The organism is Neptunomonas japonica DSM 18939, assembly GCF_000422765.1.
Classification (GTDB): Bacteria; Pseudomonadota; Gammaproteobacteria; order Pseudomonadales; family Balneatricaceae; genus Neptunomonas; species Neptunomonas japonica.
This window is the reverse complement of the sequence record NZ_AUGR01000031.1, coordinates 17,703-33,641: the sequence shown is the minus strand read 5'-3', so window position 1 is coordinate 33,641 and position 15,939 is coordinate 17,703. Positions and strand designations below refer to the sequence as shown.

General features: G+C 43.1%; 19 protein-coding genes. 5 read left to right on the top strand and 14 right to left on the bottom strand.

What is annotated here, in order from left to right:
* Positions 1-321: integrase core domain-containing protein (locus tag G511_RS23245; protein ID WP_036550769.1), on the top strand; the 321-nt coding region annotated here is incomplete at its 5' end.
* Between the two features lie 39 nt (positions 322-360).
* On the opposite strand, the gene G511_RS0116985 is transcribed toward G511_RS23245, so the two are convergent.
* The 5 genes from G511_RS0116985 to G511_RS0116965 form a co-directional block, all read right to left on the bottom strand.
* Positions 361-639, bottom strand: coding sequence for a peptidylprolyl isomerase (locus G511_RS0116985; RefSeq protein WP_028470705.1), 279 nt, complete (start codon positions 637-639; stop codon positions 361-363).
* Between the two features lie 105 nt (positions 640-744).
* Positions 745-2,931 (bottom strand): OsmC domain/YcaO domain-containing protein, encoded by a 2,187-nt coding sequence (locus tag G511_RS0116980; RefSeq protein ID WP_028470704.1) that lies wholly within the window; start codon positions 2,929-2,931, stop codon positions 745-747.
* A 233-nt stretch (positions 2,932-3,164) separates the two neighbouring features.
* Complete coding sequence (locus tag G511_RS0116975) at positions 3,165-4,373, bottom strand: diguanylate cyclase (protein ID WP_169565800.1); 1,209 nt, start codon at positions 4,371-4,373, stop codon at positions 3,165-3,167.
* A 134-nt stretch (positions 4,374-4,507) separates the two neighbouring features.
* A complete protein-coding gene (locus tag G511_RS0116970) occupies positions 4,508-5,137 on the bottom strand; it encodes a LysE family translocator (protein WP_028470702.1) in 630 nt (209 codons plus the stop codon).
* A gap of 84 nt (positions 5,138-5,221) precedes the next feature.
* Positions 5,222-5,842: a LysE family translocator gene (locus G511_RS0116965; RefSeq protein ID WP_028470701.1), complete on the bottom strand. Its 621-nt coding sequence runs from the start codon at positions 5,840-5,842 to the stop codon at positions 5,222-5,224.
* 391 nt (positions 5,843-6,233) lie between these two features.
* Between G511_RS0116965 and G511_RS0116960 the strand changes: the two genes are divergently transcribed.
* Together G511_RS0116960 and G511_RS0116955 are read left to right on the top strand one after the other, a co-directional pair.
* Positions 6,234-6,695, top strand: a complete 462-nt coding sequence (locus tag G511_RS0116960; protein ID WP_028470700.1) for a GNAT family N-acetyltransferase — start codon at positions 6,234-6,236, stop codon at positions 6,693-6,695.
* Positions 6,696-6,699: 4 nt separating this feature from the next.
* Positions 6,700-7,695, top strand: coding sequence for an AraC family transcriptional regulator (locus G511_RS0116955; RefSeq protein WP_028470699.1), 996 nt, complete (start codon positions 6,700-6,702; stop codon positions 7,693-7,695).
* A 106-nt stretch (positions 7,696-7,801) separates the two neighbouring features.
* Here G511_RS0116955 and G511_RS0116950 read toward each other — a convergent pair whose 3' ends face one another.
* Positions 7,802-9,580 carry an SLC13 family permease gene (locus tag G511_RS0116950; protein WP_028470698.1) on the bottom strand — a complete coding sequence of 593 codons (1,779 nt, stop codon included), beginning with the start codon at positions 9,578-9,580 and terminating at the stop codon, positions 7,802-7,804.
* Between the two features lie 21 nt (positions 9,581-9,601).
* Positions 9,602-9,754, bottom strand: coding sequence for a hypothetical protein (locus tag G511_RS24415; RefSeq protein ID WP_156905242.1), 153 nt, complete (start codon positions 9,752-9,754; stop codon positions 9,602-9,604).
* 180 nt (positions 9,755-9,934) lie between these two features.
* Here G511_RS24415 and G511_RS24565 point away from each other — a divergent pair, with 180 nt between their 5' ends.
* Entirely contained in the window at positions 9,935-10,108 is a 174-nt protein-coding gene (locus G511_RS24565) for a hypothetical protein (protein WP_169565798.1), read from the top strand.
* Between the two features lie 37 nt (positions 10,109-10,145).
* Here G511_RS24565 and G511_RS0116940 read toward each other — a convergent pair whose 3' ends face one another.
* The 5 genes from G511_RS0116940 to ylqF all read right to left on the bottom strand — a co-directional run bounded on the left by G511_RS0116940 (position 10,146) and on the right by ylqF (position 13,600).
* Entirely contained in the window at positions 10,146-10,334 is a 189-nt protein-coding gene (locus tag G511_RS0116940) for a YgjP-like metallopeptidase domain-containing protein (protein WP_342664805.1), read from the bottom strand.
* A 181-nt stretch (positions 10,335-10,515) separates the two neighbouring features.
* Positions 10,516-10,950, bottom strand: coding sequence for a hypothetical protein (locus G511_RS0116935; RefSeq protein ID WP_028470696.1), 435 nt, complete (start codon positions 10,948-10,950; stop codon positions 10,516-10,518).
* A 195-nt stretch (positions 10,951-11,145) separates the two neighbouring features.
* Positions 11,146-12,276 (bottom strand): BaiN/RdsA family NAD(P)/FAD-dependent oxidoreductase, encoded by a 1,131-nt coding sequence (locus tag G511_RS0116930; protein ID WP_051222191.1) that lies wholly within the window; start codon positions 12,274-12,276, stop codon positions 11,146-11,148.
* Between the two features lie 78 nt (positions 12,277-12,354).
* Entirely contained in the window at positions 12,355-12,642 is a 288-nt protein-coding gene (locus G511_RS0116925) for a hypothetical protein (RefSeq protein ID WP_028470694.1), read from the bottom strand.
* Positions 12,632-13,600: a ribosome biogenesis GTPase YlqF gene (gene ylqF / locus G511_RS23240; protein WP_036552334.1), complete on the bottom strand. Its 969-nt coding sequence runs from the start codon at positions 13,598-13,600 to the stop codon at positions 12,632-12,634. The genes G511_RS0116925 and ylqF overlap by 11 nt, the downstream gene beginning before the upstream one ends.
* Before the next feature lie 137 nt (positions 13,601-13,737).
* On the opposite strand from ylqF, the gene G511_RS0116915 reads away from it, so the two are divergent.
* Positions 13,738-14,964 (top strand): EAL and HDOD domain-containing protein, encoded by a 1,227-nt coding sequence (locus tag G511_RS0116915; protein WP_028470693.1) that lies wholly within the window; start codon positions 13,738-13,740, stop codon positions 14,962-14,964.
* Positions 14,965-14,982: 18 nt separating this feature from the next.
* On the opposite strand, the gene maiA is transcribed toward G511_RS0116915, so the two are convergent.
* Positions 14,983-15,621, bottom strand: a complete 639-nt coding sequence (maiA, locus tag G511_RS0116910) for a maleylacetoacetate isomerase (RefSeq protein ID WP_028470692.1) — start codon at positions 15,619-15,621, stop codon at positions 14,983-14,985.
* Between the two features lie 104 nt (positions 15,622-15,725).
* Complete coding sequence (locus G511_RS0116905) at positions 15,726-15,923, bottom strand: DUF2783 domain-containing protein (RefSeq protein ID WP_036552333.1); 198 nt, start codon at positions 15,921-15,923, stop codon at positions 15,726-15,728.
* Positions 15,924-15,939 lie beyond the last annotated feature (16 nt).

Here is a 15,939-nt window from a genome sequence, read left to right as displayed (position 1 = left end):
TCGGATAGAGGGCTTCAATACTGTTCAGCAGTCTATCAGAAGGCATTGGAGGATAACGGTATGGTGCCGTCGATGACAGATGGTTATGATTGCTATCAGAATGCACTGGCAGAGAGAGTTAACGGGATACTCAAGCAGGAGTTTCTACTGTATCGATGTAAAACGTTTATTGAATTGAAAGTGTTGGTGGCTGAGTCAATCGCTATCTATAACCAAATGAGGCCGCACTTGAGCCTTGGCATGAAAACGCCAGAAGAGGTGCATAAAAAAAGCGGCTGCCTAGGGCAACCGCTTCTATCAAAAACCGTCAACGTATTTTAGGACGGGACACAACTCAGAATTTCTTAGCAACACAGAGAACTAGTCGCGGTAAATTGTTTCTATCAGGTGAAAACCAAACTTAGTTTTCACGGGACCATGAACGGTTAGCAATGATTTTTTAAAAACTACATTATCAAATGCTTTTAACATCGTCCCAGGAGAAAACTCTCCTAGATCTCCCCCCTTCTTTGCCGAATTGCATGTGGAGTGCTTTTTAGCAAGAGCCGCAAAGTCAGCCCCTTTGGCTAACTGCTGTTTTAACGCATCAGCTTCTGCCTTAGTTTTCACTAATATATGTCGCGCGCCTGCTCTGGCCATTATAGAGCCCTCCTACCATTAATCATTCTATAGAAACGTATACAACAATTTAATAACACGTCATCAAATACGAACTATTGGCTAAGTTCTCTCAAGTGAATGAAATTAACGCGACATTCCAGCCTCTCTGGCCTTATGGAGTTTCTTATAGCTTTCAATCAACCTAAGATGCTTATCAAGCCCTTCAAGCTTCATACTGGTTTTGGTTAAGCCATAGAATTTAACTTCCCCTGAAACAGACCCTACAACATTCTCCATCGTATCAGCGCCATACATTCTTACTAAATTTGGCAAATAGTCATCAAGCTCTAACGCTTCATCCAAAACAATATCCAGAACAACATTGATCGCTTGGTAGAACAAGCCACGTGTCACCGTATTATTATTGAAGCTAATGTAATCTTGAACGAGTTCACTGGCCTCTTCATACTGCTCCAATGCCAAATAAATGAGGATTTTAAGCTCACCTATATCAAGCTGACCCCAAACAGTGTTTTCATCAAATTCAATACCAATGAGCGTTTTAATATCAGTATAGTTATCGAGTTCACTCTCTTCTAAGCGCTCAACCAAACCTGCCAGTTCGTCATCATCTAACGAATGGATATTTAAGATATCTTCCCTGAAATAAAGTGCTTTGTTCGTGTTATCCCAAATAAGATCTTCTACAGGGTAAATTTCTGAATAATCAGGCACTAAAATTCTGCAGGCTGCGGCGCCTAAATCATCATGAACCGCTATATACACCTCTTTTCCAAGATCAGCTAGGATGCTCATGAGGTTACTTGTTTCTTGCTCCGTCGTACCTGAGAAATCCCACTCGCAGAAATCGTAATCATGCTTCGCGCTAAAGAACTTCCAAGAGATGATGCCTGTTGAATCAATAAAGTGCTCAACGAAATTATTCGGTTCCGTTACTGCCATGCTATTAAAAGTAGGAGGAGGCACATCATTTAGCCCTTCAAAGCTACGGCCTTGTAGAAGCTCAGTCAAGCTACGTTCTAAAGCTACTTCAAAGCTAGGATGTGCACCAAACGAGGCAAAAACACCGCCCGTTTTAGGGTTCATTAAGGTGACACACATCACAGGGAACACGCCACCTAAAGACGCATCTTTAACCACAACAGGGAAACCGTTTGCTTCTAGCCCCTTTATGCCCTCAAGAATATGCGGATATTGCCCTAGAATCTCTTGTGGGACATCAGGTAAGACAATTTCTTCTTCGATTATTTGTCTTTTAACAGCACGTTCAAATATTTCTGAAAGGCACTGCACCTTGGCCTCATGTATATTATTCCCAGCGCTCATACCGTTACTAAGAAATAAATTCTCTATAAGGTTAGAAGGAAAATATACGGTTTGCTGGTCAGACTGGCGAACATAAGGCAAAGCACAAATGCCACGTTCGATAAGACCGGAGTTGGTATCAATTAAATTAGACGCTCTAAGCTCATCATCTGGATTGTAAATCTCAAGGCAGGCTTCATCCATGAGCCCCTCAGGCAGAGCATCGTCTGGGCCTGCTTTGAACCACTTTTCATCAGGATAATGAACAAACTTGCTGTTACAAATATCTTCGCCAAAGAATTGGTCATTATAAAAGAAGTTGAAACTAGCACGCTCAATATACTCACCAAGCGCTGAGCATAACGCGCTGTCTTTGCTTGCACCTTTGCCGTTAGTAAAACACATCGGTGAGGCCGCATCACGAATATGCAGCGACCATACATTCGGGACAATATTTCTCCACGAAGCAATTTCGATCTTAATACCAAGATCAGCCAGAATCGCTGTCATGTTGGCAATGGTTTTTTCTAGCGGAAGGTCTTTACCAATAATTGTTGTATTCGTATCGTCATCAGACCGACCAATACTCATCAACGTAGCGTCTTCATCAAGGCTATCTACTGGTTCAATTTTGAACTCTGGGCCTTCTTGAACCACTTTTTTAACCGTGCAACGGTCGATAGATCGCAAAATCCCTTCACGGTCTCGATCAGAAATGCTCTCTGGGAGTTCAACCTGTATTTGAAACACTTGGTTGTATCTATTTTCGGGATCAACAATATTGTTTTGTGAGAGCTTAATGTCATCTGTTGGAATATCTCGAGCCAAACAATAAACTCGCACAAAATATGCCGCACAAAGCGCCGACGAAGCTAAGAAGTAATCAAACGGACTTGGCGCAGAGCCATCACCCTTATAACGAATAGGCTGATCAGCTGTGACTGTAAAATCATCAAACTTTGCTTCGAGTCTAAGATTTTCTAAAAAATTTACTTTGATTTCCATTTGAATGTTCTTTCCGGGATCGTGTGACGCAAAAGGAGTATTGAAGGCGAGTATTTTAGCACTAACGGCGAGGTTAAAACGAAGACATTCTACCTAGATGCCAAGCCTAGGAAAAATTTTAATGAGCCAGGTTGAACCAAAAAAAATCAGAGGCCGAGGTTAAACAAGTGGAGGAGCTCATAGAGCACAGAGCTAAAACCACCTTATATTGAACCTTGGTAACAACCTACACACTATTTGCTTTCATTCATTACATAACAGTTCTTCCCAGCGGCCTTCGCCTTTAGTAAAGCTTGATCAGCCTTTCGGATCATCTCTTCACACGAATTAACATGATTGGGGTTAGCAACGGCGATACCAATACTGAAGGTGACTGATAAATTGTGCTTAGTTATCTTCTTCTTTTGAATCGCACTTAACAAGCGATCGGCCACAGCTATAGCCGTTTCAATATTAGTTTCATGTAACAATACCAAAAACTCCTCTCCTCCCCAGCGCGCTACATAGTCGTTGTTAGTCCTTAATTCTGCAGTTAATACATTAGCAACAGCGATAATACATTTATCGCCAATATCATGGCCGTAGCTATCGTTGATAGCCTTGAAACTATCGATATCAATCATCATCACACCCAGCGTTTTTTGGGTCTCTTTATGGTGACTAAATTGCTGATTAATCTGTTCGCTCAGAGAAATTCTATTTGGTATTTTGGTTAATGGATCAGTACGCCCGGCTATTTCACTTAGCAGCCATTCCTGATTCTTCTTCAAATACAGGGCAACACAAAACAAGGACAGCAAACTTATAAAACCAAAGATAAACCACAAAGCAAATTTTTGCTCGTACTCTAGGCTGGACTCTGTTGCGAGAACCGCTCTAGTATCGCCTATCTTCCAAGAAACTTTTGCACTGGCCGGATGGTTGTTATGACAGTTAATACAGCTGGCATCATTCATGACAATTGCTTTGGCATAAAAAAACTTTTTCTCAGCACCATCATTCAAAATTCGAATATAAGGTTCTTTCGGGCTAGTGATTAGCTGAGTAAGCGCTTCTGTTTCATGATCGTTTTTCGGGACAGCTGTATTCTTGCGCCAAGGAAAAGGATGGTAGCTATACATCCATACTCGTTGCTTGGCACTACTAACACTTTTTGCTAGTTCAATACTAAAGGTTGCAGGGTTAGGGATCACACCGTCTTTTATCGCATGATCATGCGCCGTAACTAAATTTGTCTGCAGTTTTAATTCACTCAACACTTTACTGTAGGCACGGCGTGCATTATCGACCAGGCTAGTGACAGTTTCGGCATTCATCCTGGCCTGATCAATAGCTACTTGTTGGTAGTGTCTGTCGATAAGAACAACACCTGTCACACTGGTAAGCATGGCAATGCCGACAAGTAAATAAACCAGATATATCCGTCGATTCCGCTTTTTCATTGGCAAATACTGGCAACCCATAATATTTGAGTATAGTTCATTGCGCTAAAACCAATAAATTCTCGCGCAAGCTGCTAGGTTATTGAACAGACAGCACTAACGGTAGAGAGTTCTATAGATATTGGTGATATCGCTTATGTTCTTAAAGAGGCGAGCTTTGTTCCAAAGCCTATAAATATCAGCCCTGTTGTTGTTTTAAGTATTCTCTGAAAAGCACCATTGCTGGCAACACCTTTTAATTTTGAGAATAGCAAAACCATCCCAGAGAACCATGCCAAGTTAATAATAGAGTGTATAAAAACTAGGAAAAATGCAGCATCAGCAGCACCAGTCTGCGGGATAAACTGCGGAAAAGCAGCAAGATAGAACATTGATACCTTGGGATTAAGTGCATTCGTTAAAAAACCTTCTAAGAATGCCTTACTCAATGAGCGCTTTGATTTCACAGGCCCAATTGTCGCTGTTTTCTCATCTGTGCACCAAGCAGAATATAGTGCTTTAACACCTACCCAACACAGATACGCAGCACCTAGCATTTTCACTATGAAAAATGCCTGAGCAGAGTGGGTTAAAAGTACCGAAATTCCCAATATTGATAAACTTCCGTGCAAGTAAAAAGCAGCAACAAACCCAGCTATATTGGCAAAACCTGCTGACTGTCCTGAGATGGGAACCGTTTTGGCTATAAGGACTCCATTAGGACCTGGCGACATCACAAGCAAAGAGGCGACCACAATAAAACTGACTATTTGGGTAAATTCCATATACAAACTCCTAGCTAGATAACATTGGCCTTTAGCACCACTTTAAAGCGCCGAAAGGAATTAAGCCTAATAATTTGTTAATTTTTATTCTCTTCGGGTTATAAGCAAACCTAAACCAGCACTGGCCAATAACCCCGCACAGCTTTGGTTAAATAGCCTTCGCTTTTGCGGCTTTGAAAACCAGTTTCGCAAATAAACACCAAAGCACGCATACCCCGCAATGGCGAGCCATTCGAGAAGCAGAAACACTGCGCCTAATACGAAAAATTGAAAACCAATGGGCTGAGAAGGATTAACGAACTGAGGTAAAAAAGCAGTGAATATCAGAATTGCTTTTGGGTTACCCATTGCCAAAAGAAACTCTTGTCTTGCCAACCCTATTACTGACATCCCTAAACCAGAATTGATTACCTCTTCAGAGGGAGCTGCAACCCAAAGCTGGTAAGCCAACCAGAACAAATAACCTGCGCCAAAAACTTTAATAATTAAGAACAGTAATTCAGAAGCATACAGAATACTGGCAAGACCAGACGCTGCAAGAGTGATCATAATGGTAAATGCTATTAATCTACCAATACCCGCCATACATGCTGTTTGAAGCCCATATTTTTTTGCATTGCTCATTGCCAGTAAATTATTTGGGCCTGGCGTCAAATTCAAAGCAAAGCATGCAGGAACAAAAAGAATGAGTGTTATCAGTTCCAAAGTTACACCCTCGTAAGAAGTAGCTGCATAACATCTCATCTACTTCTTATAGGTGTCCACCAATTACACACCTGAATGAGCCTTTTTTTGGGCTCAACTCGTCGGCCTCCCCCCCTCAACCTATACAAGAAAGTGAATCTCACTTTATCAATTTTCATCTTTTAATTACAGATCATGCGACTAAGCAGCATTGATAACACCACCGCTTACTATGGACACTCGATAAAATACAGCGCGGATATAGAATATAAAAATCAAAAGAGGCCTGAAACTCATTAAATTCATATAGGCATGGCTATAATAGCGAGTAACACACAATCAACGGATGCATGTAGATTTTTAAACCTACCTAACACTATGAAAACATCAATAATAATGTTGTCTTAACCACATGCGCCTTATTGAATACTCGCCAGATAGAGCAAGAGAAATAGCCGATCTATTTTATGAATCAGTACATGCAATTGATTCTTCAATCTATTCTGACGAACAAAAAGATTCTTGGGCCCCCACTCCTGTTAATTATAGTGAATGGGAAAAGAGGCTTGATCGTAAAAAACCCTACCTGCTCGTCATTAAAGATGAAGTAGCTGGTTTTATCGAATTAGAATCAGATGGCCATATAGATTGTGCTTATGTTGCACCAAGATTCCACAGAAAAGGCATAGCGACACACCTACTGAAGCACGTAATGGTAGTTGCTAAAAACTCAGGCTTAAAGCAGCTCCATGTTGAGGCATCCATTGTTGCAGAACCTCTTTTTGAAAAAGCGGGGTTCTTTGTAGAAAATGAAAACCAAGTTATTAGACATAACATAGTATTGATAAACTATTCGATGCGAGTGGACCTATAGTTAGATGAAAATAAATGACAAGCACAACACTGGTTACCACACACGTATTAGTACTGCTATGGATTATATACAACGTAACCTAGCTGACAACCGTTTAGACGGCTTAAGCTTAGAGGCTATTGCAGAGTCTGCCAACATGTCTCAGTACCATTTTCATAAGGTATTCAAATCAGTCGTTGGCGAGACCGTTGCCGATTACATTCGCAGATTGAAACTAGAAAAAGCCGCGGGTATTTTCTTCTATTTTAAACACGCACGTATTACAGAAGTAGCATTAGCGCTCGGCTTCTCTAGCCCACAAAACCTAGCTAAAGCGTTTAAGCAGCATTTTAATTTAACACCGAGCGATGTTAAATCGTTGTCTGATAAACAGCAGCTATCGTCCTTGATAAAAAAATATAGCAAGGGAGGAAACGCGGAAGAATCAGATTTCTCATATTCTAGCGATCCACACTTACAAATTTTGGATTCAAAGAATATGACAGATACCACTTCAGTAGATCAAGGCTCAAATACAGTACCGCAACTCAATAAGCCAAGCCCGTTAACAATCTCTAACTTTCCAGCTAAAGCGGTAATCTACAAACGGCTTATAGGCGAGCATGGCACGGGTATACAAGATGCATCAGGCGAATTACAGGCTTTTGTGACCGAAAATAACATAGTAACGGGTGACCCTTTGGTTATAAATTGGGATAACCCTGAAATCACTACTCCTGACAAATGCCGTACAGATGTCTGCTTAACACTACTAGACAACAGTAAAAAACCATTCCCATTTAACACACAAGTAATTAGTGCTGCCCCGCATGCATTTATAAGAGGTGTTTTTGATCTTAGCTTTAATTATGAGCAAGCATGGCAACAATTGTTCCAGAAAATTTTTGACCAAGGCTACCAACCAGAAGATAGCCCTTGCTATAAAATTTTACATCTTGAAACGAGTGACCCAGCCAACGGGATATTTGATGTCAGCTTTTGTCAGGCTATTGTTAATTAAATAGCCTTATTTTAGTGCAACGCTGACTTACTATCTAACCAAGCCTCTATAAAAAAGCAGCATTTAAGCTGCTTTATCTTCTAGGTGAATTGTCTAGCCCCTGCTACTAGAGCGGCCAGACCAACAGAATCAGTGGCACCGCCAACAACACAATCATAATTTCTAGTGGTAAGCCCATACGCCAGTAGTCACCGAAAGCGTAACCTCCAGGCCCCAACACCAAGGTGTTTGATTGATGCCCGATTGGAGTCAAAAAGGCACAGGATGCACCAACAGCTACGGCCATGAAGAATGGATCCGGACTAACACCCAACCCCATAGCGAGACCGTAAGCCAGCGGTGCCATGATCACAGCTGTTGCCGCATTATTGATGATATCCGACAGGAACATAGTAACAACCAATACTAGACCAATAACAAGATACACCGGTATACCCTCAGTCAGAGCCAAAACCTGCGTGGCCAACAACTGCGTAAGTCCGGTACTTTGCAGTGCCGACCCCACTGGAATCATGGCCGATAGAAGGATAATCACTGGCCAGTCGACGGCATCATAAAGGTTACGTACCGGAAGAATATCCAGCAGCAAATAGACGACAACAGCAAGACAAAATACGATCGCTAGCGGCAATACCTTAGCAACACCTAGCCCAATAGCGATAGTGAAGATAGCCAACGCGATAGCAATTTTTTTCGGCTGCCCTAGGCTTAGGTTTCGTTCGGCTAGTGGAATCATGCCCAGCTCGCTAAGTTGCTCCCCAACATCATCCGCTGCCCCCTGCAGCAGTAAGATATCACCGGCCTTAAACTGCTTGCGCCGTAACCGCCTGCGAATCTGCTGCCCTTCTCGAGCCAGGCCGACCAACGCCAGAGAGCTACCGCTGCGCCTGCGTAAAAAAGGTACATCGCGCCCTTCTAGCACCGAACCTTTCTTGATAACGCCTTCTACTAGGGTTAGATCGCCCTGAGTCAGTTCGGTAAATTTTTTATCTGCACTGGTGATCAGCTCCAGATCGTTCTTATCGAGTAAAGGCTGTACTTCAGATGGGTCAGCTTGCAAAATCAGAATATCGCCGGCATTAAGCAACTGCCCCGGACGCACCGACAGCGTTTTGCCATGACGATGTGCCACACCCACGACCTCTATACTGCCATCATCCAGCCCATCGATATCCTCAACTGGCCGCCCAACTAAGCTGGAACCTGTTGTAACTATGACTTCTGTTAAATATTCATCAATGGCGAAGAGCTGCTCGGGCGAACTACTCTTGAGGCGTGCTGCCGGTATCAGGCGCCAACCCACCAGCGTGATAAAGAACACGCCCATAATGGCGATAGCCACCCCGACAGGTGAAAAATCAAACATGTTGAATGACTCTCCGCTTACCTCGGCGCGCATCATGGCAATAATAATATTGGGCGGCGTGCCGATGGCTGTTGTCATGCCTCCCAGAATACTGCCAAAGGCCAGCGGCATAAGAATCAACGCTGGCGAACGCTGATGCTTGCTGCAGGTCGCCAGTGCAACCGGTAACATTAGCGCCAGAGCCCCTACGTTATTCATGAAGGCAGATGCCACCGTCACGACGGTAGTCATAATCAGAATATGGCTGAGTGGGTTTTCGGTGTAGGGCAACATTTTCTGTACAATCATATCCACTACGCCAGAGCGGCGCAGCGCATCGGAGATCACCAGCACCGCCGCCACCGTTACAACGGCCGGATGGCTAAAACCTGCAAAGGCATCCTCAGCCGCCACTAAACCTGCAAGTACACATAACCCCAGTGCAATAGCGGCCACAACGTCGTGGCGATACTTCCCCCAGACAAAGAGCACCAGCGTTAACATTAAAACGCCGCTAATCAGCCACTGATCCGTATTCAATACAAGCTCCTATAACTATCTTTAAGTGGCAACGCCAAGCGCTGGGAAAATACTCACAATATGGATAAAACCACAAAAAACTATAGCCGACCAGCCCCTTAGAGGCTGATCTACAGCCCCCAACTGCGGCACAACACGATAATCATCTTGGTATGGTGTAGTAATGCTAGCCAAGTACTATGTTCATTTCACTCTATATGAAACTCAACAAGCGTTATGTGTAAGACACTGGTATCTATAACACCCGGTATGTGTAAAGCACTGAATGCATAAAAACCTACTTAGCATTTTATCTGGCGCAGATTATCCAGTAGCATGTCCCCTGTAGCAGATTAATCAATCCTAGGGAAAACCATGAAAATACTTGGCGCTATCGTTGCTGTATGTTTGGCAATGTTCTTGTTTTATCAGGCACATGATATTGAAGGAATAACGCTGCTACGTCTAGGCTACATGGCCTCTGGTGTGGTTCTTATCGTGGTAACAGTCGCTGTTTTCGTACCGCCTAAAACAGATGAGCATAGATAGACTCAAACAGAAAAGGCATTGAGAGATTGCTATTCTCTCATTGATCACTTTCTAAAATTATTCCAGCGCCATTGTGTTCAAGCCACTTCATATCCTTTGCATAATCTGGCATGACTTGATCAACAGCACTCCAAAAGCTGCTGTCATGATGGAGGTGTAATAAATCAACCAGCTCATGTACTGCGTTGTAGTTGAGTGCGGCACAGGTGCCATTAAGCATTTCCAGTGAAAATGTAAATTACCGTCATCACTACAGGAGCTCCAACCCAGAAAATATTCCTGCGTTACCCGCAATGAAAGCATCGATCCAAGCACCAGAAGAGGTACAGCGATGAATGCTTTTGGAGCGAAGTGAGTACTGGAATGGTTAAAATGGTATTTATCGACACTGCCCTGCGTAAGGGTTACTATCCTTTTTTATCTTTCTGCTTACAGTCACTGACTAACTCATAATCTTTTCCGTTTGAGCTGTTCTTTGCTCCTGTAATAAAACTTAAGCATTCATTCAATGTCACTGTTTCGATATCGATGAGAAAGTCATAGGCCGTATTTCTAGCAGTGGCCCGAAATGGCAGATGCCCTGATGCTGAAACGCTTGAGCATGCCATAAGATCCATCAGCTCCTTATCCCTATTCTCATATTTGGATATCGTTAACATTCCTTCACAGCCTCTCTCGTTAGGCAAGGTAAGTTGAAGTACGACGGCATCTGTTACAGGGTGAGTCACTTGAAGATAGCGGGATGGAGCACTTGAAATCGAGTTGTTGGCTAGTTGTGCGCACCCTGCCGAACTAAGCACCAGTAAAGCACCAACTATTAATGTGAACAGTTGTTTTTCCATGTAAATTTATTCCATTAAAATCTAACGTTGTTCGTTATAAGAATCAAGAATGAATCTAGAGAACCTGCGAACAAGTCATTTTCACTACTCCACAGACCCTATAGATAGGGAGGTAGAAGTTTAAATATTGGACTTATTCGCACCTTCACTGAATACACCTTCACTACGGGCAAACTTTATTGTCTCTAAACAAAATTAGACCGACTGCCCTGCAGCAAAGCCGCATGCCCACGCCCATTGAAAGTTGTGACCACCTAAGTGCCCTGTTACATCTAAGCATTCGCCAATAAAAAATAGGCCAGGTGCTTTATTCGCTTCCATGGTTTTTTGCGATACTTCGGTGGTTGATATTCCACCCAAGGTTACTTCGGCTGTACGGTACCCTTCTGTACCCGAAGGTTTTACTCGCCAGTGGCAAAATGCTTGTGAGATTTTCTCAAGCTCGGCGTTACCCTTGTCGGCCATATTCCCACTTAAGCAGAATAGCTCGCAAAGTATTTGCGCCATTCGCTTACTCATCTTTTGTGACATTACGGTTGAAATATCAGCTTTAGGTCGTTGTTCTCGTTGCTCTTTTAGCCATTCCAACAACTCGAATTCAGGGAAGAAGTTGATCTCGACTTCCTCACTAGAACTCCAATAGGAGGATATTTGTAAGATCGCTGGGCCACTTAAACCTCTATGCGTAAACAACATATTTTCGGTAAAAGAGACATCGCCAACGCTGGCGGTAATGCGATGCGATACACCAGACAATGGTTTAAGCGGCTCTAGTAAGTCAGGCTGTAAGGTAAAAGGAACGAGTCCTGCTGATGTGGGCAAAACAGTTAAGCCATACTGTGTTGCCACTTCGTAGGCAAACGGTGTGGCGCCACCATTAGGAATCGATAAGCCACCTGTTGCTATCACAACGGATTGCGCCTGCACCTTACCTTCTGTTGTATCCAGCTGGTAACCTTGTGCCTGTTTTTGTACTTGGTTAACGGTGACTTCTTTATGGATCTCTACGCCAGCCCATTCACATTCAGTGAGCAGTACGCGTAATATTTCTTTGCTGCTGTCATCACAAAATAACTGCCCTAATGTTTTCTCGTGATAGTCCACGCCGTGGCGCTCAACTAGCTCGATGAAATCACGAACAGAATAACGGCTCAATGCTGATTTACAAAAGTGCGGATTTTCTGAAACAAAGTTATCAGCCGTATTATGTAAATTAGTAAAGTTACTGCGCCCGCCTCCGGACATCAGAATTTTACGGCCTACTTTGTTGGTATGTTCGATCACCAGTACTGATTTACCACGATAGCCCGCAGTAGCAGCACACATTAAGCCGGAAGCACCGGCTCCAATAATTACAACATCGTATTTCACTAACGCAGAGTCTCTATAAAGAACGGCAGAATATTATGAGTCGGCTTGTTCGTTTTCTTTTGCTTTGGCATTTGCGCGGATTTTGTCAGCTAAACGGCCACCTTGTGGTTGTTGTAGCTTATCTGCTTTGTCTTTCTCTGCCTGTTGCTTGTCTAGCTCTTTTTGATAGACAGATTTTCTTTTCTTGCTCTGCTCTAAGGCTTTCTTTTTAAGGCTTTCTTTACTGTTTGGATCAGCTAACAGCTCTTCTTTAGTCGGGATGTCCGATTCTCCCGTAATAAATTGCCCTACATGGCTACGCTGCTTTTTCTTACGCGTCATACTTATTTTCTCCAGACTTTCTATAATTTTGGTTTTCCAGCGCTTTTTTTGCTGCATCGGCTTCAAGCTGCAATTGTGCTTCTTCGGCTTCTTTTTGCAAACGAATAGCTTCTTCTTGTTTAAATATCCACTCGGCTACTGTTTCAAAGGTAATAGGCCCAAGCTTACCTCCACGCATATCATGCAATAGCACCTCTGACGCTTTATGAAGGTCAACTACCCCCCCCGGGCGCAACCCTCCACGCTTACGGCCAATATCTTCCAGCAGCTCATCACTGCCTATTGGTAACTCCTTAAGCTTATAGCGCTCAAGCAGTCGCTGCGGGTATTCATTTAGCATGAACTGTGCGGCAAACAAGGCGACCAATTCATACTCAATCGCTGTATCACGAATTGCGCCACTTGCTGCCAAGCGATAACCAGACTCTTGATCTTCAATTTTAGGCCAAAGAAAACCCGGTGTATCCGATAACGCCATACCATTTTTTAAGATGTAGCGTTTTTGGTTTTTAGTAACAGCAGGCTCGTTACCTACTTTAGCAATTCGCCGCCCCAGTAAGGCATTAATCAATGTCGATTTTCCAACATTTGGAATACCCATAATCATGACACGTACTGGACGGTCTTGATTCACACGCACAGGCACCATCTGCTTACACATGTCAGGGATGCTATTGATCAGTTTTTTCTGGTCTTGGTCTAAGCTAATCGCTTTAATGTTTTCTAAACCATTAAAGTAATTTAACCATTGCGCTGTTTTAGTAGGGTCTGCCAAGTCGCTCTTGTTAAGGATTTTAAGTACAGGTTTGCCTTTGCGTAATGAATTAACCAATGGGTTCTCACTAGACAACGGTAAGCGCGCATCTAATACCTCTATCACGGCATCAATTTCATCCATGACCTTGGCAATTTCCTTACGGGCTTTATGCATATGTCCGGGAAACCAGTTGATTGTCATAACACTCTCCTTATCAGTAGCGCCTATTATAACGTCATGGATCAATGAAACCGTGTAATAACTGTAATAAATTTTGGCAAACTTAAAAATCACAGACTAAACTTGTTGTTATATTTCATATGCAGGAAAGCTAATAAATGAATGATGCCGAGATGGGCAGCCAGGTCTTAATGGCACGCCAGCCAATTTTTGACCGAAAACAACGTGTCGTTGCGTATGAAATACTATACCGAACAGAAGGCGACTCAGAATCAGCCGTTTTCCGAGGCACTGAGGCTACGAGTGAAGTGCTTTTAAACGAATACACCTCTATATGTGATGCGGGTGAGGTCAGGGTTGTTCCCGCTTTTATTAACCTTACCTATGACATCGTTGTAGATGGCAATATTCCTGACCTTCCAAAAAAACAGATTGTGCTCGAGTTACTCGAAGATGCGCATGTTGATGAGGCCTTTATCAACGGTGTTCGTAAACTCGCTGATCAGGGGTACCGCATTGCTCTGGATGATTTTATCTACAGTCCCGAGTACATTCCGCTCTTAGAACTAGCGCACATTGTTAAAATTGATGTGCTTGAACATACCCACGATGAAATGGTTCAGCTAATTAAAATCATTAAACCGTATAAATGCGCCTTACTTGCTGAAAAAATTGAAACGCATGAAATGCTCGATGTCTGTATCTCTCTTGGCTTCAAGCTGTTTCAAGGCTACTTTCTATCAAGACCTAAGCTTATTAAGGGCAAGAAAATAAGCACAGGGCAAATCGCCTTGCTACAGTTGATGCAAGCATTACAAAACCCCGATGCTAAGCCAGAAGAACTTGAAAAACTGATTATCACAGACCCTGTTCTCACATATAAACTGTTACGCATCGTCAACTCTGCAGCCTACTCTTTGACCCGCAAGATTGAGTCAACCTCAGAAGCGATTGTTTTACTGGGTATACCGCAAGTCAAAAAGTGGACAACGCTCATAGCGATGTCTGCAAATTCCGATAAACCTGAAGAGCTGTCTCGTGCACTTCTCATTAGAGGCCGGATGTCTGAGCAAGTAGCTCAGCAGCAAAACAAGAGTAATGCGCCTAGCTATTTTATGGCGGGCATGATGTCTGGGCTACATGCTCTACTGGATATTGAGCGCGATAAAATGCTTGAGCAAGTCCCATTAGGTGACGACATCAAAGAAGCAATTTGCGATGGTACAGGCGATATTGGAGCAGTACTTAACAACGTTATAAATTATGAAGCAGGTAACTGGGAATTATTGCCAGCAGACTTTGACGATGTAATTTATGAAAAAGGCTACCGTGAAGCAATGGAGTGGACTCGGGAAGCCATGCAAGCTATGTCCGAGTCCACCTAACGCACCTATTACTTAGAGCTACGCACCTGGTTGTAAATCTGGGTGCGCTTTTCTAAAGGCATCTATCTTCAAGCAGCGCTCATTAATAGCCGCAATAAGCGGATAAGATGACATATCTACTTCAAATCGGTTTGCATTAAACACCTGAGGAACAAGGCAGATATCTGCAATGGATGGTTGATCGCCACAGCAAAAGCCAGTTTGTGCTGCCCTATTTTCTAACTTCATCTCAAGCGCTTTAAACGTTGTGTGAATCCAGTGGTGATACCACTGCATTTTCTTTTCTGCATCAACGCCCATCTCGCCCACTAAATACTGAAGCACACGTAAGTTATTAACGGGATGGATATCACACGCAACAGCCAACGCAAACGCTCTTTGCTGAGCCCTTTCAATAGCAGAGCCCGTGAGTAGCTGTGAGGTTCGTGGATACGCCTCATCTAGATATTCACTAATCGCCATTGATTGCGTTAGTTGCACACCGTTATCTTCAAGTACAGGTACTAATGCTTGTTCGTTGCGCTCTATATGCGACTCTTCACGATGCTCACCCGTTACCAAGTTAACGGCCACTTGCTCGTAAGCGAGGCCCTTTAGGTTCAAGGCAATACGAACGCGGTATGCGGCTGATGACCTGCAGTAATCATATAAAATCATGTTTCTATCCCTACGTGAAATCTGTCAATTTCATTCTACGATAAACATCAAAGCCCGGCACTAGGCCGGGCTATCTAAACTACTTCAAATACTGATTTTAAATATCAGCTGATATGTTCACGAGCAATCGTCATGGCTTCTTCTAATACGTATTGATCACCAATGTGGTTGCTCAATAATAGTATTAGGCGAGCATTCACATCTGCACTTTGCTCATCGGTTAGGTCTCTATGCATATCCGTGAGTACCTGATAAAAATCATCTGGACGTGGCAGATTTGCTTCGGTAATTAACGTGGTCATTATTCATTATCTCCTG